Annotated in this window: 15 protein-coding genes and 1 pseudogene; 15 read left to right on the top strand and 1 reads right to left on the bottom strand. The window is 60.0% G+C overall.

What is annotated here, in order from left to right; all coding sequences use genetic code 11:
• Window positions 1–252 precede the first annotated feature (252 nt).
• The 6 genes from IVB18_RS35185 (at window position 253) to IVB18_RS35160 (ending at window position 5,816) form a co-directional block, all read left to right on the top strand.
• Complete coding sequence (locus IVB18_RS35185; RefSeq protein ID WP_247984891.1) at window positions 253–1,524, top strand: tyrosine-type recombinase/integrase; 1,272 nt, start codon at window positions 253–255, stop codon at window positions 1,522–1,524.
• 44 nt (window positions 1,525–1,568) lie between these two features.
• Window positions 1,569–1,943 (top strand): hypothetical protein, encoded by a 375-nt coding sequence (locus IVB18_RS35180; RefSeq protein WP_247984890.1) that lies wholly within the window; start codon window positions 1,569–1,571, stop codon window positions 1,941–1,943.
• Window positions 1,944–2,058: 115 nt separating this feature from the next.
• Window positions 2,059–2,343 (top strand): hypothetical protein, encoded by a 285-nt coding sequence (locus tag IVB18_RS35175; RefSeq protein ID WP_247984889.1) that lies wholly within the window; start codon window positions 2,059–2,061, stop codon window positions 2,341–2,343.
• Between the two features lie 295 nt (window positions 2,344–2,638).
• Entirely contained in the window at window positions 2,639–3,274 is a 636-nt protein-coding gene (locus IVB18_RS35170) for a hypothetical protein (RefSeq protein WP_247984888.1), read from the top strand.
• The gene (locus IVB18_RS35165) at window positions 3,275–5,425 is read left to right on the top strand and encodes an AAA family ATPase (protein ID WP_247984887.1); all 2,151 of its coding nucleotides are present in this window, start codon (window positions 3,275–3,277) and stop codon (window positions 5,423–5,425) included.
• Between the two features lie 205 nt (window positions 5,426–5,630).
• Window positions 5,631–5,816 carry a hypothetical protein gene (locus IVB18_RS35160; RefSeq protein WP_247984886.1) on the top strand — a complete coding sequence of 62 codons (186 nt, stop codon included), beginning with the start codon at window positions 5,631–5,633 and terminating at the stop codon, window positions 5,814–5,816.
• A 232-nt stretch (window positions 5,817–6,048) separates the two neighbouring features.
• On the opposite strand, the gene IVB18_RS35155 is transcribed toward IVB18_RS35160, so the two are convergent.
• Window positions 6,049–6,462, bottom strand: coding sequence for a hypothetical protein (locus IVB18_RS35155; protein WP_247984885.1), 414 nt, complete (start codon window positions 6,460–6,462; stop codon window positions 6,049–6,051).
• Between the two features lie 318 nt (window positions 6,463–6,780).
• Here IVB18_RS35155 and IVB18_RS35150 point away from each other — a divergent pair, with 318 nt between their 5' ends.
• From IVB18_RS35150 to IVB18_RS35110, 9 genes and pseudogenes are all read left to right on the top strand, one after another.
• Window positions 6,781–7,689, top strand: coding sequence for a division plane positioning ATPase MipZ (locus IVB18_RS35150; protein WP_247984884.1), 909 nt, complete (start codon window positions 6,781–6,783; stop codon window positions 7,687–7,689).
• An 805-nt stretch (window positions 7,690–8,494) separates the two neighbouring features.
• Window positions 8,495–8,803 (top strand): hypothetical protein, encoded by a 309-nt coding sequence (locus IVB18_RS35145; RefSeq protein ID WP_247387076.1) that lies wholly within the window; start codon window positions 8,495–8,497, stop codon window positions 8,801–8,803.
• Window positions 8,804–9,798: 995 nt separating this feature from the next.
• Window positions 9,799–10,107, top strand: coding sequence for a PilZ domain-containing protein (locus IVB18_RS35140; RefSeq protein ID WP_247984883.1), 309 nt, complete (start codon window positions 9,799–9,801; stop codon window positions 10,105–10,107).
• Window positions 10,108–10,136: 29 nt separating this feature from the next.
• Window positions 10,137–10,361 carry a hypothetical protein gene (locus IVB18_RS35135; RefSeq protein ID WP_247984882.1) on the top strand — a complete coding sequence of 75 codons (225 nt, stop codon included), beginning with the start codon at window positions 10,137–10,139 and terminating at the stop codon, window positions 10,359–10,361.
• Between the two features lie 3 nt (window positions 10,362–10,364).
• Window positions 10,365–11,234 (top strand): HD domain-containing protein, encoded by an 870-nt coding sequence (locus IVB18_RS35130; RefSeq protein ID WP_247984881.1) that lies wholly within the window; start codon window positions 10,365–10,367, stop codon window positions 11,232–11,234.
• Between the two features lie 299 nt (window positions 11,235–11,533).
• A pseudogene (locus tag IVB18_RS35125) lies at window positions 11,534–11,694 on the top strand (Flp family type IVb pilin).
• A 914-nt stretch (window positions 11,695–12,608) separates the two neighbouring features.
• Window positions 12,609–13,880, top strand: a complete 1,272-nt coding sequence (locus IVB18_RS35120; RefSeq protein ID WP_247984880.1) for an HlyD family secretion protein — start codon at window positions 12,609–12,611, stop codon at window positions 13,878–13,880.
• 12 nt (window positions 13,881–13,892) lie between these two features.
• The gene (locus IVB18_RS35115; protein ID WP_247984879.1) at window positions 13,893–16,091 is read left to right on the top strand and encodes a glycosyltransferase family 2 protein; all 2,199 of its coding nucleotides are present in this window, start codon (window positions 13,893–13,895) and stop codon (window positions 16,089–16,091) included.
• Window positions 16,092–16,343: 252 nt separating this feature from the next.
• A complete protein-coding gene (locus IVB18_RS35110) occupies window positions 16,344–18,173 on the top strand; it encodes a diguanylate cyclase (RefSeq protein WP_247991801.1) in 1,830 nt (609 codons plus the stop codon).
• Window positions 18,174–18,508: the final 335 nt, after the last annotated feature.

Genomic DNA, 18,508 nt, shown 5'->3' with positions numbered 1-18,508 from the left:
GGGTCTCTCTCCATGGAGACAGACCTCTCAGTTGCAAAATGTTTCCTCGCGGTGAGAACACCTCATCCGGCGCTTCGCGCCAACTTCTCCCACAAGGGGAGAATTTTGCATTACCACGCATTTCCATGCACCAACTAATCCCCCACTAACTGCATGGAAATGCAAGGAAATATTGCATCTGGCTGAAACTTGGCGCACACTTCTGTATCCCGCTCTTCCTGACACTTTCTGGATACTGGAAGCCGCCCGACCATGCCAAAGCCTCGCAACTCATCGCTCGAAACGCCCACCGCGCGCCTTAGACTGCCGATCAAGAAGCGCCCGCACTGGCAGAGATTAGGCCCTGGCCTGTCGCTTGGCTATCGGCGCAACGAGGGCACGGGAACATGGTCTATCCGCGCGAGCGACGGACGTGGCGGCGAGTGGTTGAAGAAATTCGGCATCGCCGACGACTACGAGACGGCAGATGGCAAGGGTGTACTCGATTACTCGCAGGCGATCACCGCAGCCCGCAAGCTGGTGCGCGGCGGCGATGACGATGACGTTCCCGAGGAACAGGGTAACAAGCCGGTCACCCTCGATATTGCAATGACCCGCTATGAATATGATCTGACCGCACGGGGCGCGAATGTCTACAATGCGCGGACGCCGCGAGGACACCTGACCGCCGCGTTGCTATCAAAGCCGGTGCCTCTGCTCGGCGCCCAGGAATTGCGCAAGTGGCGCGATGGCCTGCTGGCGAAGATGGCCCCGGCTAGCGTCAACCGTCATTGCAAAAACATCATCGCCGCACTCAACCTTGCAGCCTCGCAGGATCAGCGCATCCGGAACAGACACGCATGGCAGACCGGTTTGCAGATGCTGCCGGATGCCACTGAGGCCAACAACGTCATCCTCCCCGATGATCACGTCAGCAAACTGGTCACGGCTTCGTATGTCCGCGACGAAATGCTCGGACTACTGATGGACGTGCTCGCGGTGACGGGAACCCGCCCGTCGCAGGCCGCGCGGCTTAATGTGCGAGACCTCGTTATGCACAAGTCCGAGCCGAAGCTGATGATGCCGAAGTCTGGCAAGGGTGGCGGACGCAACCGCTCGCGCAAGAGAGTCGAGCGGTACAGCGTGCCGATCACGCAAGCACTGGCGATCAAACTGGCGAAGACTGCTGTTGGCCGGCCGGCCCATGCACCGCTGCTGGTGCAGAGCAACGGCAAGAGTTGGGGACTGGACGGTAAAGGGGTCAGCGACGACTATCGCGAGGATATCACTGAGGTCATCAAGTCCATTGGCCTCGATCCCAATGAGGTGACGCCCTACGCGCTGCGGCACAGCAGCATCGTGCGGCAGTTGCTCAGAAACGTCCCGGTCCGGGTCGTCGCCGCAACCCACAACACGTCGGTTGCCGAGATCGAGCGGACTTACAGCAAGTACATCACCGAACATAGCGATGCGGTCTCGCGTCGGGCGCTGCTGCATCATGACGCCGCGCCGCTTGCCGACAATGTCGTCGCGCTGGCGGGCTGATCGCCATGAGCAGCAAGCGACCGCCTCCGACGGTGCCTGCAGGATTGGCGAAATGGCGCGAGCAGATCAAGCAAGCGCCTAAGCTGTCCGAGCGCTTTGGTATGCGCGGCACCCAACTATCGAAAAAACTGCGCATCAGCGACAAGACCAACGAGGAGTTGTTCGGCCCGATCCGTCGCGCACTGCGCGGCGGTGCTCAAGAACAGCGGCCCAAGGCCAAGCGCAAGCGTGGCGGTGGCCGCCCGCCCGATCTCACGCCAGAACAGATCGAATTGGGTCTCCGCGAGTTGCGCAAGCGTCCGAAGCTGCCGTTGAAGCAAGCGTACCCACTGCTGCGAGAGCTGCTGCAGACCGATACAAGCGACACGACGCTATGGAGGAGCATCGTCCACGAGGCTCGTCGAAACCCTCGCGCCTGAGTTTTGAATTTCGTCAAAACTAGGCGGCATCGAGTTTTGAAAAACTCTCCTCTTTTTTGAAAACGAGTTCGGCGCTGTCATTCCCATGCATCGACGTGCATGAGAGGACAGAGCAATGGCTCGCCCAGAAGTCACAGGCCGGAAACCGGGTGTTTCCGCTGATCCCGCCGCAGCGACGCCACCGATCCGCGGTCCACCGATCGCGCGCGCGGCCTACACTATCCCCGAATTTTGTGAGGCATTCCGCATCTCTGAGCGCACGTATTTCAACATGCGCGACGAAGGCTGCGGTCCGCGCGAGTTGCGCATCGGCAGGACGGTTCGGATTTCTATGGCCGCCGCCGCCGAATGGGCCGCCGCGCGCGAGCAGCACGCTGGTCGCAAGACTGCAATCAGTTGAATCCCGGAATTCCGCTCGACGCCCCCGGCTGCCGGCACGAGCGGTCTGATCACAAAGGCAGCTAACAACGAGACCCGGGGCTGGCTCTGGAAAGGCAATAGCCCCGGGACCTCGCTAACGAGTAGTAGGATAATGACAAATATCACTCCTGTTGCCGCGCAGTCAACGTCGCAGCCGGCAGAGCCGATCACTCATCCTCCAACGTCATCTGATCCTGATCTCGCCACGCGATGTAGTGGCGTCGATTGCAGGTGCCCGCAGATGATTTAGCGCAACTTACAAGGATGGAAAAACGATGAGTGTATTCGACGAGTTGGACACCAAGGCGATCGATCGCCTCAAGAGGCATGCGCAGGAGGCGCAGGTAATCCCGCTTCCATTCCTGAACTACGAGAGCGGCGTTTGGAAGATCGGCGGCGACCAGGTCAACGACTCCGAATGGGTCGCTGGCACCGACATGTGCGCCGTTGGGTGGACGCTGTTTCAGGACAATCGGATGGCGGGCGAACTTTTCGTATCGGCCCTCGCAAGCGATCGACCGCCGCGTCCCAACACCCATACGGATAAGTCCGCTTGGAAGATTAGCTCGGGCGGTTGGCGCAGCGATCCGTGGCGCCCACAGTACTCGCTCCCGCTGCGGAATGAGGCTACCTGCCAGATGGTGCTGTTCAAAGCAAGCGCGTCCATCGCGAAGGCGGCCATCGGAAAGCTGCTGGAGGATTTCGCCGAGAAGCGCCGCCGGCCCGTCGTCGTGCTGACTTCGACCATCGTCCGCCGCAACGGCCACGACGAGCACGATCCGGTTTTCGAGATCACCGACTACATCGATGACGATGCGCCCTGGTCGGGTGTCGTTGTCGAAAAGAACGACGTCCCGGTCGCGGAGCCGAAAGCCCGGCAGAACGATATGGACGAAGATATTCCGTTCTAAGTGTCCGCACCGGCGCAGTCAGCCGCGAGTGCCGGCTGCGCCGAAGGGATCGTGCCAATGCCCGAAAACCTAGGCGTCAGTCTAGAGCAAATCGCCGCCAGACTCGGTGGCACAGTCCGCAGGGACGGAAATGGCCCATATGTCGCCGCGCCCGGTCCCGGACATTCCACCAAGGATGCCAGCTTGACGGTCAGGATTGATCCGTCCGCGCCGGACGGTTTCCTCGTGAACAGCTTCTCGGACAAGGACAGGGATGCCATCGCCCTCAAGGATTACGTCCGGGACAAAGCGGACCTGCCGGCCTTCAAGGCGAAGAAAGCCACAGACAATTCGAACGGGACACGGTCAGCAACTTCCGCGGAGATCGCCGCAAGGCGCGCCGCCGCCACCGCACGGGCTGTGGCCGCACTGGCGAAAGGGACCGCGTCCGCGGGCACGGCGGTGGCGACATACGACTACGCCGCCACCGATGGCAGCCTGCTCTACCAGGTGGTGCGCTACGAACCGAAGGACTTTCGGCAACGCCGACCCGACGGCTCTGGCGGCTGGATCACCCACAACGTGTTCGAGGGTATCTCGCGCGTTCCGTACAGGCTTGCTGATCTCGCGAAATATCCAGATGGCACCGTTTTTGTCACCGAAGGCGAGAAGGACGCCGATAATGTCGCCGCGCTCGGACTCTGCGCGACTACGGTTGCAGGTGGCGTATGGACCGCAGATTGTACCGCGCCGTTCGCCGGCCGCGACATCTTCATTCTTGAGGACAACGACAGGGCAGGACGCGACAAAGCACTTGCAGCCGCGAGGGCGCTGCATGGCCTCGCCAGGAGCATCCGCATTGTCTCGTTCGCCGATCTGCCTCCCAAGGGCGACGTGAGCGATTGGCTCGCGCTTGATCCTGAGAAACATGATGCCGATGCCCTGACCGCTCACTGTCTCGCCGCACCGAAGTGGCAGCCCAGTGCGGTGTTGCCGCCCGTGACCGACACGCCGTGTCCGCCGGAACCGCTAGGCGAGTGGGACGCCGGCGAGGATGATCGGCCGATTCCGCCACGCGGGTGGTTGCTCGGCAACGTCTTCTGCCGACGTTATGTCAGCTCGCTGATCGCCGATGGTGGTACCGGGAAAACGGCGCTGCGCATGGCGCAACTGCTTTCTCTTGCCACCGGCCGGAAGCTAACGGGCGCTCATGTTTTCGTACGTTCGCGTGTGCTGATCGTTTCACTTGAAGATGATGCCGACGAGTTGCGCCGCCGGCTCAGAGCAGCCTGCTTGCACCACCGCGTTGAGCGCCGTGAACTCAAAGGCTGGCTGTTTCTGGCGTCACCGGGCAAAGCCGGTGGCAAGATCATGACAATGGATCAGCATGGGCGGCCGGTCATTGGTGACCTTGCCGGCAAACTCGCGCATGCGATAACGGCACGCCAAATCGACATCGTCAGCCTCGATCCGTTTGTGAAAGTGCATACGGTCGAGGAAAACAGCAACAGCCAAATCGACGAGGTGGTGCAAGTCCTGAGTGATCTCGCTGGGCAATTCGATATCGCCGTCGATGTGCCGCACCATGCCTCGAAGGGACCCGCCGATCCCGGCAATCCCAATCGAGGTCGCGGCGCCAGCAGCATGAGGGACGCTGCCAGGTTGGTTTATACATTGACGGCCATGAGCCCCGAGGAGGCGCAGACCCTCGGCCTAAACGAAGCCGATCGCCGCAATCTGATCCGCATGGACAGCGCCAAGGTCAACATCGCGCCACCGACCGTCGAGGCCAAATGGTTCCGGATTATAGGCATCGATCTCGGCAACGCGACCGAAATGTATCCGAACGGCGATCAGGTGCAGACGATCGAACCGTGGTCGCCGCCTGACACCTTCGAAGGACTAAGCAGCGCCCTGCTCAACGAAATCCTAACCGACATCGAGACCGGCACCCCTGACGGCAACCGATATACCGATGCACCGAACGCTTTCGATCGTGCGGCATGGCGCGTCATTGTGAAACATTGCCCGAACAAGAGCGAAGCGGCGGCGCGAAAGGTCATCAAGACCTGGACGATGTCGGGCCTTCTGATCCGTAAGCCTTACGAAAACCCGGTGACCCGGAAGACCGTTACCGGTTTCTGGATCGACCCCGCGAAGAGGCCGTCATGACCTGCGCCATTGACCGAGATCCAATGGCGCACCAATGGCGCAACCGTTCTGCGCCGTTATTGAATTGGCGCCTAAGGGAAAAAGCTAATGGCGCAGGAGCTTCCATTAGCTTTTTCCCAACGGCGCGCCAACGGCGCAACGTCGCTCGCGGCAGAGAGCCCGAAGGATCATCCCAATCAGTTCTTGCAAACAGGGAGTTCTACAAATGACGTATCGCTGGATGGCTGAGATCCACTACAACAATGGCGAGCCGCTGAAGGCTGTCGCCTTTGAAGAATTAGTCGAGTTGCACGACATCGTGGAGTTTGGGCCCGACTGGCACACGATTGATCAGATCGTCGTCACGCTCAAACGACGTGTCACGCCCGCACCAATGGAAAAATTGGACTGAGAGAGATCCCAACATGTCACTCCGAAAGACGACAACGATTTCGAATCTCGAAACCACCCTCACGAAATTGCGTTCGCGGCATTCGACGCTCAACGAGCGAAAGGCGGAAGCCCAATCTGCGTTCGATCGAGCCAAAGCGGATCAGCAGAGATTCTTCCTCGATGCCGACATCAACGACATCGGCACGATCACAAGACTTGAAAACGCGCTTGGCGCGGCGACGCTGCGGCTTTCAAGCCTCAGTGACGCATGCGCAGCGCTTGCAGCCCAGATCGTTGACGCGGAACAGAAGATTGCCACCGAGGCCGAGCGCGAGGAGCGAGAGGCCGCGGCAAAGGAGATCACGGCTATGGCCAGCGCACTTCAGGAAGGGCTTGAGTCGCTGCTCCGCGAAATGCGCAGTCTCGGGGAAAGCTTTGTCGCGTTCGAGCACTTGACGGCCGAGACCTTTCGATTCGGTCATTTCCTTCGGAAAACAGCCGGGGAGATCGAGGTCGCGGCGGGCATCACGCCGCCTCTCCTGCGTGGCCTGGCGGGAGCCGTCGAGCGCGGCGAAGCCCAGATCCCACGTCGACCGCGCCCGGCCGAAAAGACTGGCTAATGTGGTAGTAGGCGCTCGCACGCCGACGGGATAGGAGGCGGTCAAGTTGTGGCCCTGGAGCGAACCATGCCATGTCGGCTATACGCGGCTGATCGGACGTCGGCCGCCGTCCAGTTGCACCGCCGGTTTTGCCCCGTTGCAGACTCCGGGACGATTCGACTCTCTTCACACGCGCCACTTCGGAATACGCCATCGCCGCCAAGTGCCTCTCTTATCCCTCGGCAAGGGAACTGCTCCAGCTAACATCCCAACGGACGGCGAGGCGCGCCTTGCCCGCACACATCGGCGACAACGTCGGCTAGGAACCTGGCGCGGTGCATCGCATTGGTTTTGTGATAGAAGCTCTAGTTTACAAGGCTTGCGATGCTGCACGCGACAGATATCGCAGGGGCAGGATCGCCGTACGTCGTCGTCATCGGTAATGAGAAAGGCGGCTCCGGGAAGACGACGCTTGCCATGCATCTGGCTATCGCACTCCTAAAGGAGGGCCATCGGGTCGGGACCATTGATCTCGACAGCAATCAGAGAGGCCTGACGCGATACATCGAAAATCGGCGCATTTGGGCGCACCATCGGCGGATCGAACTCGAACTGCCGCTGCATGGCTTCGTTCCGCGCGCCGGCCGCGCGAAGCTGGAGGACAACGAAGCCGAGGAATTGTCTGCCTTCGAGGACACCGTTTGCGACCTCCGGAAGTTCGTCGACTTCCTGGTGATCGATACGCCCTCGACCGACACATATCTGATGCGCCTTGCGCATCTGGTGGCCGACACGGTGCTGACACCGGTCGCCGACAGTTTTCTTGACCTCGGCACGCTGGCCTCGATCGATCCCATCACGCATGAGGTGACGGGAACCGGTCACTACGCGGAAATGGTGTGCGAGGCCCGCAGGCATCGGCGCGAGTTTGACCAAGGCGGTACCGATTGGGTCGTCATCCGCAATCGCTCGGCGCGGGGCCGACTGGTACGTCGCAGCGTTGCCGAGCTGGGCACCAGGCTGGGCCTCAGGGACGTCGAAGGCTGTGCTGAGCGGATCGTGTATCGCCAGTACTTCCCCGCGGGTCTGACCGCCCTCGATGCGCTGGACGAAGCGGCCCTCGGCGCCACTCCCGATCGGTCACACCAATTGGCTCAACGGGAGATTCGCATGCTCGTCGGCTTGTTGAACCTGCCGACCAGCGAGCGCGCGCGCCGCAGGGCGGCCGCGCGCAAAGAGTGGTTTGCTTCGTCAAGCGCACCACTCGGCGTCGATGAATTGTTGATCGAATAGTGGCTCGTCTGACGGGAAATACCTCAAGATGCGGTCGCTCGCCCCGCGGGCGTCGGCCGTGGCGGAGTCTCGCCAAACCGTATTGCTCGGGCGCCGGAGCCAGTCGACCGAATGACCGCTCTTGGCCCAACCCGGACTCTTTCCGCCCTTCTCGTTGCGGCGGCTCCGTAGGGCGAAGCGGAAGTTGCCACACCGCGAGTTGAGACGCCCGGACCGAAAACAAAATCGGCGGCGCTTGTTGAGCCGCAGCCGTCTTGCGATTTCCAGCCCCCGGTAAGCCGGTTTACCGCGATTTACGCAAGCGGGCTCGGCCGGCGTAGCCCTCACCGATAGAACGCATGGGCGGCGATTTATGGCCCGCTCCGTTGCAGGTCCGCCTCGCTTAATCTCAGGTCCGTCAGGCTCGATATCCTGGCGCCATGACCAGCATGGCCGTTCTTCCGCGCCATCGTCGCGCGCTGACGCTCCCGCGCATACTGCTCACGGAACAACCCGAGAAACTGCGCCTTCTCGATCCGCGAAAGCGACTGCCATGCCCGCCATGCCGTTTCCAGCCTCGATTGCATCGCCTATCTCGCTGATCGCGCAATACTAGCAGTGGAACAAAACTCGGAAAAGCCCACCGCCAAATATGCGGAAGAGGCGCGGTCCCGCGATCCCGGGCCGGTTCCAGACCCCAAAGTACCTTGAGCCAAAGGGTCCGCTCGAAACGCCGTGCTACCCTGTCCTCTCTTGATTGCCCGGAGGAACCCTCAGCGCTCGTGCCCGTTGCACCGCTAAATCAAGCCCCAAGGAGGACTTCCTCATGTTGAAGATCGCTCTTGCCGTGGCGGCAGCCGCAGCGCTGCTGACGACTGCCCCGCTTGCCATTCCGGCCAACGCCCAAGGCGTCAAGATGGCTCAAGGCGTTGATGTCCAGATCGGACGGGATCGCGAGGACCGCTACTATAGGGACCGTGACCGCTACGACCGCGACCGATACGACCGTGACACCACAGTTGGCGTCGGCCCCGGAGGTGTCACCGTCGGCCCAAGACAGCGCTGCCGCACCGAGACTGTCACGGTCGAACGTGATGGCCGTATGGTTACGCGCAGGGAGCGCCGCTGCGACTAAACGGCGAGGAGGAATTTTTTCGCTTTGGGGCTCGTCCGGAACGAGGCGAGGCCATGCGACCCCCATCGCCAGGTGACCCGTTCTTGTGCTCGGCCATCGCGGGCATCGTTCTCCTGATCGAGATCGGCATTTTCATCCTATTGGTGGTGCTCTGAACTCGGCCCAGCGCAAGCGTGTCCGCCGCCGACGCCGCGAGCCGCCCTTTAAGGAATTTATTACTGGGTTGTTGTCATCCTAGCGTCATTACAGGTAGGTCGCGATTAGCGGCAGCGAATTCCGAAGCTTTTAAACCCGGGACACGCTCGGTTGGCGGTCTCTTTCCACCGGAGAGGCCCGTGATGTTAAGGGTTTCGTGATTACAGTCTTGCTGCTGCTTGGTGCATCGCAGTTAGATCAGTATCTCACCAACGGTCGATATACGATGGCGCCATGGCGATGCTGAGACAGATCAGGCACTCGTTTCGCATTCGATGACCGTCTCCGCCTCGCAGGTCGATTGAACCGCAAAAAAGCTACTCAATGTCGTCGCGCGATCGGAACGCGAAGGCAATCTGGCAGCACGTCTTTGAGGTGCCTCTGCGGTTCAGTAAGTGACAGTTACAACAACCGTATCAGACGGCGTGGCCTGCGGCGGCACACGGCCGCTGTCGGACCTATTTTGCTGAACCTCAGAACTTGCATTCGACCATTCCGAGTTCCGATCCGCCTTGAATGATCCCTCTCGTGCCGATTTCACGCGGTTCAACCCCGTTCGGCCGCAAATGCCATTTGGAACCACCTCGCTTGACCTGCACCGGATTCGCACGGGTGGTGGGATTTAGTCCTTATTAACAACTATCGCGAGAGACTATCGCCAAGTACTCGTCCGTTATTTTGAGTCGCAATTTTGGTCGTGCAGGGGACGCGATTGCCGCGGTGAGCAGCGCTTTTTGCTCACGGTCGCTCCTAGTTAGTTGAAAGCCATTTAGAGGCCCGCGTGAAAGGCACTCAAGCCGATGGGCTGGGATAAGCGCAATGCGAAGCGCGTTCACCTTGATCATGAACGCCGAGCGACTCTGTTGGGCGCCGACGGCACATGGCGGCGCGACTGCATACTCGTCGATGTTTCGGAAACAGGTGCAAGACTCCGGATAGATGGATCGCCAGACGTGCTCAGAGCCCGAGAGTTCTTCTTGTTGCTGTCATCGACTGGCTTGGCTTTCCGTCGATGCGAGTTGGTCCGGCTAGAGGGATCAGAGGCTGGTGTCCATTTTCTAGGTCCAGGTGGTTCTCGTCCATCCTCGATGACTGGTGAAAAGAAATAGCCGCAACCGAAATCATTGGCGCGCCCGCAATGGAATTGATCTGTTTACGAACCATTCCGGCCATCGATACAGAGTCGCTGCTGCCTTGTGAAGCGAAAGAGGCGCTCTTTCGCGACCCGCGTGGTTTCCTGCTCTACCTCTCCAAAGAGGTCTCATCGGCACCGACGGAGGAAAGACTCGTCCGGCTGGCGACACGTGAGGCGCTCGTCTGGCTGAACGAGGCTCCGCACGATCAAGGATCGTTTTGGGGTTAGCTGATGTCGCCTTGGCCCGGCTTTTTGACCGAGTGGTACTTTCTTATGTTGGTCCATATAGTCGCCGACGACCCGAAGAAACTATCGAGCGTTCGCTCCATTCTCGAGCGTGATCACGCGGTGAGCTCAAACCTGCTCTGTGACGCCGCGTTGAAGGCGGAAAATCCGGAAGCTTTAGTCGTACGGGTAGATTTGCGTACCACCGAAAATATCCCTGCCCTGAAAAACATGCTGGAGGGAGCTCAGCAAACCCGAAAGCGCATTTTCTTGATCGAGAATCCTGCTCACGTGTGTGTGTCACAGGCATATGCCTTGGGGGCTACGCTGGTGCTGTCAGGCAATCTGAACGCCGCTAAGCTGTTGCAGGCCCTTTCTCAGGGCCGCAGGGCAGCGAGCGGCCAAACAGAGGTTGGTCGCGACTCGGAGGCTGTCACTACTGCCGCAGGTGCCATCGCTTCGTTGTTTACGGCGATGACGAGCGGGATGCCAGTCGATCTGGTAGGTGCCAAACAATCCGGCACTAGTCTCGCCGATCACATCGCCGAACATGGTCTAACTGACTGGCTCGCAACGGTGCGCCGCCATCATGAAGGTACGTATCAACACTGCCTGCTTGTCACGGGCATCGCCATCGATTTCGGACTTAGCCTCGGAGTAGGAAGGGCCGATCTCGAACGCCTGCACGAAGCCGCGCTGTTCCATGACGTTGGAAAAGCCAAGATACCGCTCGCGATTCTCGACAAGCCTGGGCGACTCGATGCGGGAGAACGAGCGCTCATCGAGACCCATCCTACAGCCGGATATGAAGCTCTGAAGGCGCAAAAAGGAATCTCAGCCGAAATACTTGATGCTGTCCGACACCACCATGAGTAAAAAACCCGGCAGTCGATCAAAACTGCTGGAAGAACGCAAACATTATTCGGGAATGAAATGTCCATCTCTTTGCCCGGTTGTTCGCGGTAGGACTATCCCGGAAGAACAACGTAGTACGTGGAACTCGGCGCACGTTCACCCGGAAAGAAACGTCGGCCGGATATCCGTATCGCGCATGACCGCACGCCGGAGGACTTCGGGTTCACAGCTATTAACCGCACCGGAACAGATCGAATTACCTCGTTGAAAGTCGCGAATGCCTGGGGTGACTTGTGGTTCACGCGCCAAGGGTAGGAAAAATGATTTTGCTTGAGCGCTTCATTACAGATGAAAACGTGCGACCGCGATTGAGTACGGACTGATTGCAGCCGACATTGCGCTGGCGAACATTACCGTGGTTAACGGCCTCGGCACCAGCTTCAATGACAAGTTTGGTTCGATCAGCAGCTCGCTGAAATAAGGCCAGGTCCTTGACCGAAGAGGCCGCCGGTTAAGGCGGCCTCTCGGGTGAACTTCTATCAAAGGGAAACCCACAGCCCCCCTTGTTGCGCTCCAAATTTTCGCAACTGAGCGAGACTTAACCGGCAACCGGGGCGCCGGCTTGAGCAAGGTCAAGGTTCCCAGACCGTAAGACTACGGCCACCGTCAGCGCGCGCTGGCTCACAATCCAATCAGCGGAAGCGCTTTGGCAGTTTCGGGAGTTTAGCGGGATCGAATTTTGGCATCGGCTCGTTCGCCCTAGGCACGGGGGATCGCCTCCCGGGAACTGCTCAGCCGTGCCGACGTAAGACGTAAGTGGCGATCCTGCCGGATACATGTGCCAGTGAGCTTTAGCTCCAGTTCGGCGTCGTTGCCGAATACGGTGGACTGCCCTTCAGTATGGTCTCTTGGTCGTTACGGTCGCGGTGAGTCGGTCGCCATCGGCTTGGCAGGAGCCGATGTAGCTCATGACGCCTGTCACGACCCCTGATTGACCGTCGGCGACGTGAACGATGCCGGGTGCCTTGGCCATGCGATTAATTTGAAGGTTCCGGTTTCCTTCGTGCTCGGCTTTGCGTGGCCTCACGTTGCTCGACGAGGCGCAAACGACGCGCTGACTTCAAGTCGGAACGAGTTTGCATCTTGATCCCTCTTCCGGGACCGTACTCTTCCGGTTTTGACAGTGCGCAATTCAATGTGGTGAAAGCTCGACCGAACGTCTCTCGGTTGCGAGCCCGGATTTGCCGTTGCGGCGAGCCCTGATTTGGAGTGGCAACTCCATGCCTTCGAGGGCGCAGATTCGCACCAACGCGGGACCTGCGGCGAACGCCTGTGAGCGTTCACTGGGTCAGACTCAGCGATTCAAAGCCCATTGGAGATCTAGTCGTGGTTCGCTTGCATATCGAACGTTTCATTCGTAGCCGGATTGTCCGTCGCTCCCTGGCGCTCGGGATCATCGCTCTGAGCGGATGGGCTCTGCTGCCGTATGTGACCTATCGGATCGCTCCCTCCGCATTCGTCAATGCCGAGCTCATGCGGGTGACGGCACCGTTTGCGGGTCAGCTCTCGTCAGACCTTCCACGCAAGGGTGAATATTTCCAGCGCACCCGGGTGGTGCCGCTGGTCGAGGCGCGTTCGCCGGATCGCCGGCACCTCATGGACCTTGATCAGCAGCTTGCCATGTCCACCAAACGCGCCGAGCTCGCACGCCGGCAACTCGAGGAAATCGCCGAGCTCGATCGCAAGCTCCGCGACCGCAGCGAGGACTATCGTTTGGGGATGGTCGCGCGCCTGAGCCACGAGATCGGCGAAACGGAAGTTGAAAAAGGCGGCTGTCTCGCCGAGGCGCGGCAGCGGAACGATGTCGCGGGCCGGATGGAGAGGCTCGTGAAGCTCGGCATCAGTTCGCAGATTCGCTCCGCTGAGGCTCAAGCTTCCCAGGAGGCAACCGCAACGCGGTGCCAGATGGCCGATCAACGCCTGCAGCGCCTCAAGACCGAGTTGGGGGCGGCCGAGAAGGGTCTTTATCTTCGTGGCGATGCCAATGACGTGCCCTATTCTCAGCAGCAGCGCGAGCGGCTTGTCCTCCGCCGCCAGGAGCTCGAGACAGACCTGTTGCAGAACAGCTCGCGTGCCGCGCAGCTGGCCGCGGAAATCGCCGAGGAACGCACTCGACTTGATCGTCTCGATCACTACGATCTGGCTTTGCCCGCAGCCCATGTGGTCTGGTCGGTCGCGGCCAGCCCTGGCTCGATGGTCACGGAAGGGCAATCGGTCTTCGATTTTGCAGATTGCGAGCGTCGGTTTATCGTTGTTGAACTACCCGAGCGCGATTTCGAGAAGATCAAGGCCGGAGATGCGGCTACCGTCCGCCTGATTGGGAGTCGCGAATGGAAGATCGGCCAGATCCGGCAAGTCCGCGGATCGGCAGCGTACGGCGATGATCGGCTGCTTGCGGCTCGGGTGCCACGGCCTGATCCGGGCAACATTACCGTTGAGATATCGCTTTCGCCCAATGAGACGTCGGCCGACCGCAACGGCTCCTGCGATATCGGACGGTTGGCTGAGGTGCGCTTCGAGCGCAGAGCCGACGGCCTGCTACGATTGGTCAGCTCGAAGTTGAAATGGCTGACCGCTCGCCTGGAGTTCGACCAGTCGTCCCTGTGAGCGAGATGTTCCATGCAGGCCATGACTCTGCCTCTCTCTCAACTGTTCGCGCCGATGCTGGGCATCTTTGCGGCGATGTACCTGTTGGCGCCGACCTTTCCAGTCGCGCGCCTTTGGGCGCGCGTCGCGGTCTTTATCGCGGTTTGGCTTGTGGTCGCCCGCTATCTCGAATGGCGTATTTTCACCACCGTGCTGCCGGCAAGCGGGACCTGGTATCAGGTCGGCTGGATCTGGTTCTGTCTCTTCGTCGAGCTTCTGACCTTCACAGATCAGTTCATTCTCTATCTGACGTTCCTTCGCAGAACCGATCGCCGCAACGAAGCCGATCAGCACGAACGTCGGCTTCGTGGTCAGCCGGACGATGCGCTGCCCTCGGTCGATGTCTTTATTCCCACCTACGACGAGCCACTCGAGGTGCTGGAAAAGACCGTCACGGGTGCACTGTGCCTGGACTATCCTAACTTCCAGGTCTGGGTTTTGGATGATGGTCGCAGGCCTTGGCTCAAGGAACTCTGCGAGCACAAGGGTGCAGGCTACCTCACGCGCGCTGACCACGCGAATGCCAAGGCCGGCAATATCAATCACGCCCTCACGAAGACAAATGGCGAGTTCTTCGCGATCTTCGATGCGGATTTCGTGCCGCAGCACAATTTCCTGATGCGCACAATCGGCTTCTTTGCCGATCCAAAGATCGGGATCGTTCAGACCCCTCATACCTTCTACAATGAGGACCCGATGCAGGCGAATCTCGGCCTGCACAGGGGACTGCCGGACGAGCAGCGCTTCTTCTTCGATTCCATCATGCCCGCGCGCGATGGCTGGGATGGTGCCTTTTGTTGTGGTTCCAACTCGGTCACTCGTCGTGCAGCACTTCGCGTGGTTGGGGATGCCTTGCCAACCCAGTCCATTACCGAAGACATCCTGCTGACGCTGGTCCTGCTACGCAAAGGGTACATCACCCGTTATCTTCACGAGCCCCTGGCAATTGGATTGGCGCCAGAAAGCCTTGGCGCGTTTTTCGTGCAACGCCAACGCTGGGCGCGTGGCGCGATCCAGACTCTGTATCTCGCCGCCGGCCCGCTCGGCCCCGGACTGGGCTTGATGCATCGGCTCCTGTTCTTTCCGACCCATTGGCTCTCATTGGGCTTGCGGGCGCTCATGGTCGTAGTGGTTCCGATCGTGTTCATGTGGACTGGGCTAGCGCCTGTCGTCGACGTCACCCCTGAGTCGGTCTTCTATTACTTGTTCCCCGCGATCCTGGCGCTCAACGGCGGCATCTCCTGGTTTGCGCCGCACATGCACTTTCCGCTCGCCGCTCAGGTGTCGGCGACGATCCAGAGCTTCAAAATTCTGCCGACGGTGCTCGGGACTCTCGTTAAGCCGAAGGGACATGCGTTTAGGGTGACGCCCAAGGGGGCTGCCGCGCGGTGCGCAAGCTACGCCGCGGAGATATTCTGGCCGTCGGCGACGCTGATGGCGTTGACGGTTGTCGGTCTGGTCGTGAACACGATCCCGGAATGGCGGGTGATCGATCATCCGGCCGCATTGCCAATGGTCGCCTTCTGGTCTGTGGTGAACATTGTGGTGCTCTTTTTCGTTTGCATGACCTCGCTCCAGGCGCGCATGCCTCGTACCGAGGAACGCGTCGTGATCGACGAGCCGATCTTGATCAGGACCGAGACCGGGGAGCGGCTGTCCGGTCGGGTCAAGGACGTATCTCTCTCCGGCGCTGGCATACTTCTCGATTGCGGTGTCAACTCTCTTTGCCGTGGAGCATTGCTGCACGTCCATGTCGCGCAAGTAGGCTGGATCGACGCGACCGTCATGCAACAAAGGGGGCAACTCGTCGGGGTGCAGTTCAACTTGCCGCCGTCGATCGAGCGAGACCTACTGATCCGGAAGCTGTTTACCGGTGCCTTTCTGAGGAAGAACAATGCTGTCGCCTATTCGGTGAACAGGGCGATGCTTAAGAACATCTGGCTCATGCACACCCCGTTGCCGATCTTGATCACAGGCGGCGCGAAACCCGTGTCGCCGGCCGAGCGTTTACCGGCGGAGAGCCTGGTCATTCGACCCCGACCGCCGACCGACGATTTGGTACACCTTGCCGGAGTTCGAAGCGTGCATCCGACAACTTTCACCGAACCTGGGTTCACCGGACCTAGGTTTGGCCGAGTGGCCGGCACGGTGCTCTCTAGGCCATCAAGCTGACTTGATGCTGTGACTGTTCTCCTACTGTCCGAGCATCCATCAGGTATCGAGGGGCATTCTAGCGTCAATCGACGTGGTCACTCTCCTTCTGGTGCTCTGCCACAAACGTCAACCGAAAGGAGCAACCGTGCCTTAACCCGAGGCGTGTAAAGGTTCCAAGGGTGGAGGAAGCATTTCTTGATCGACCACCGCAGTGATCTTCGCCATGGGCGTTTGACGTTCTGGGCCTCGGCTTTCGTGGCAACCGCTTGCATGGCGATTGTCGTACTCAGCGGTTGGCGGGAGTGGTCCTCGCGACTAACGGAGCTGAAGAGCGCCGAAACGGACATGGCCAATCTGGCCCGATCGCTGACGCAACAAGCGGACGATACGTTCGAACTCACGGACACCGTTCTCAACGTGCTGGTCGGCCAACTCGAACTGGAGGGAACCGGCCCCGCGGCGATCGCCAAGATTCAGACTTTTCTTACTCGCCGCAAAGCCGCGAACCGGATCCGCGGCGTATTCGTCTATGACGAAACCGGCCGCTGGCTCGCGACCAGCGAGCCTGTGAATTTCGCCGGTCTCAGCAACAGCGACCGCGAATATTTCCAGCATCATCGTGCCTCGACTGATCGGGGAACTTTTATTGGCCATCCGGTGAAGAGTAGACCGGGCGGGCAATGGATCATCACCGCGTCAAGGCGTTTCAATCATCCTGACGGCAGCTTTGCCGGGGTCGCCCTTACGACGATCGATGTTGACTATTTTTTACAATTTTATGGCCGGTTCGACGTGGGCCAGAACGGTTCAATCGCTCTAGCGAGTGCAGACGGCATTGTCCTCGCACGTAGTCCGGATAACGGCTATACAGGCCGTGACCTGTCTAATGCGCCGCTTTTCAAGCATCTCCGTGAGTGGCCAGCTACAGGCTCCTATTATTTCAAATCGCCTCTCGACGGCGTTCAGCGTCTGAGCTTTTATCAACTGAGCAGTCGCTACCCCGTCATCGTGGTTGCCACAGAATCGCAAGACGACGTCTTGGCGCCCTGGCGTAAAGCCGCGGTGACACGCATAGCTGTGGTGCTGGGTCTGGCAGGGGGGCTTGCTGTTGCGGGTCTCTTGCTGGTGCGTCAGTTGCACCAACGGCAAAGGATGTCGGCTGCCCTGCTCGCCAAGGAAGCGGATTTTCGCCTCCTCGCGGAGCACTCGGGAGACATGGTCATGCGCATAGGGGTTGATGGACGAATCCTTTATGCGTCGCCATCCAGTACACGAATTCTTGGCTGGGCTCCGAACCAATTGGTGGATACGTCGGCTCTCGCCGGCATAGATGCCGTGGACCTGCCACGGGTTCAGCAAACGATCTCCGCGTTGAGGAACGGCGAAGCCGAAGAGGCGAGGATCATCTATCGCACTCGTCATCGCGAGAAGGGAGAGATCTGGATCGAAACCGCGCTGCGCGTTACCAGGAGTCCGGAAAGTGGTGACATAAACGGCGTGGTGGCAATCTCGCGCGACATGACCGAACATAAGGATCTGCAGGATAAGCTGGCGGCTCTCGCCATTTCGGATGGCCTGACGGCGTTGGCGAACCGCAGACATTTCGACGAGCGGCTAGAGGAGGAATGGGACCGGGCGAGGCGCGAGGGAGCGCCGTTGTCGCTGTTGCTGATGGACGCCGATCATTTCAAGAGATTCAATGACCAATATGGGCATCAGGCAGGCGATGCGTGCCTTCGTTCAATCGCCAGAGTTTTAGTGGAGCAGGCCAGACGACCCGCTGATGTGGCGGCTCGGTATGGTGGAGAGGAATTCGCCTTGCTGTTACCGAACACCGATGCAAGGGGTTGCGAGCAGGTCGGCGAACGAGTCCAGCAAGCGATTCAGGAACTCGGCATCCTGCACACGCTCAACCCGCCATCCAGGCAGGTCACCCTGAGTATCGGCGGCGCGACACAAATGGCGGCCGCCGATAAGGCGGATTGCGCGTCGTTGATAGGGGCTGCGGATAGGGCGCTCTACGCCGCCAAAGAGGGTGGACGCAACCGGCTTGTTATGTCAGGGCAAGTGGTCGCTTGGCCCGGCTCGATACGGGCGTGAAAGGCAATCAGGAGCGGTGCCGTGGGGTGCGCGATATATCGCGCAATGAATACTTGCCCACGATGGCCGCTCTTGGCGGCCCAACGATGTTCGCCTGCATCGGCGAGGCGCGCGCTCGACCGGCTAAAGCCGATCGCAGGCCCTCGACGGAGGCGTGCCAAGAGGCGTACCGGATCGTCGGTTAAAGCGCTGTGCCGATCGGTCGGCGTCCGGTGCGAGTGTTCTCGCTCAGCGGCTTGGGAAACGCTTCGGCAGTCTTGGCAGTTTGCTCGGGTCGAATTTCACCGCCGGTCGCGCCGTATCCCGCGCGGCTGATGAGCCTTGGTTGAAAATGA

The sequence above is a fragment of the Bradyrhizobium sp. 186 genome (genome assembly GCF_023101685.1).
In the GTDB taxonomy this organism is placed as follows: Bacteria; Pseudomonadota; Alphaproteobacteria; order Rhizobiales; family Xanthobacteraceae; genus Bradyrhizobium.
Note: the sequence above shows the minus strand (reverse complement) of the source record. Positions and strands in the feature narration are given on the sequence as shown.

Coding starts and splice junctions, on each gene's coding strand:
- IVB18_RS35175 (WP_247984889.1), top strand. CDS start 2,059: ATGGCTCGCCCAGAAGTCACAGGCCGGAAACCGGGTGTTTCCGCTGAT.
- IVB18_RS35145 (WP_247387076.1), top strand. CDS start 8,495: ATGTTGAAGATCGCTCTTGCCGTGGCGGCAGCCGCAGCGCTGCTGACG.
- IVB18_RS35170 (WP_247984888.1), top strand. CDS start 2,639: ATGAGTGTATTCGACGAGTTGGACACCAAGGCGATCGATCGCCTCAAG.
- IVB18_RS35130 (WP_247984881.1), top strand. CDS start 10,365: ATGTCGCCTTGGCCCGGCTTTTTGACCGAGTGGTACTTTCTTATGTTG.
- IVB18_RS35185 (WP_247984891.1), top strand. CDS start 253: ATGCCAAAGCCTCGCAACTCATCGCTCGAAACGCCCACCGCGCGCCTT.
- IVB18_RS35150 (WP_247984884.1), top strand. CDS start 6,781: ATGCTGCACGCGACAGATATCGCAGGGGCAGGATCGCCGTACGTCGTC.
- IVB18_RS35115 (WP_247984879.1), top strand. CDS start 13,893: ATGCAGGCCATGACTCTGCCTCTCTCTCAACTGTTCGCGCCGATGCTG.
- IVB18_RS35110 (WP_247991801.1), top strand. CDS start 16,344: ATGGCGATTGTCGTACTCAGCGGTTGGCGGGAGTGGTCCTCGCGACTA.
- IVB18_RS35135 (WP_247984882.1), top strand. CDS start 10,137: ATGGAATTGATCTGTTTACGAACCATTCCGGCCATCGATACAGAGTCG.
- IVB18_RS35160 (WP_247984886.1), top strand. CDS start 5,631: ATGACGTATCGCTGGATGGCTGAGATCCACTACAACAATGGCGAGCCG.
- IVB18_RS35140 (WP_247984883.1), top strand. CDS start 9,799: ATGGGCTGGGATAAGCGCAATGCGAAGCGCGTTCACCTTGATCATGAA.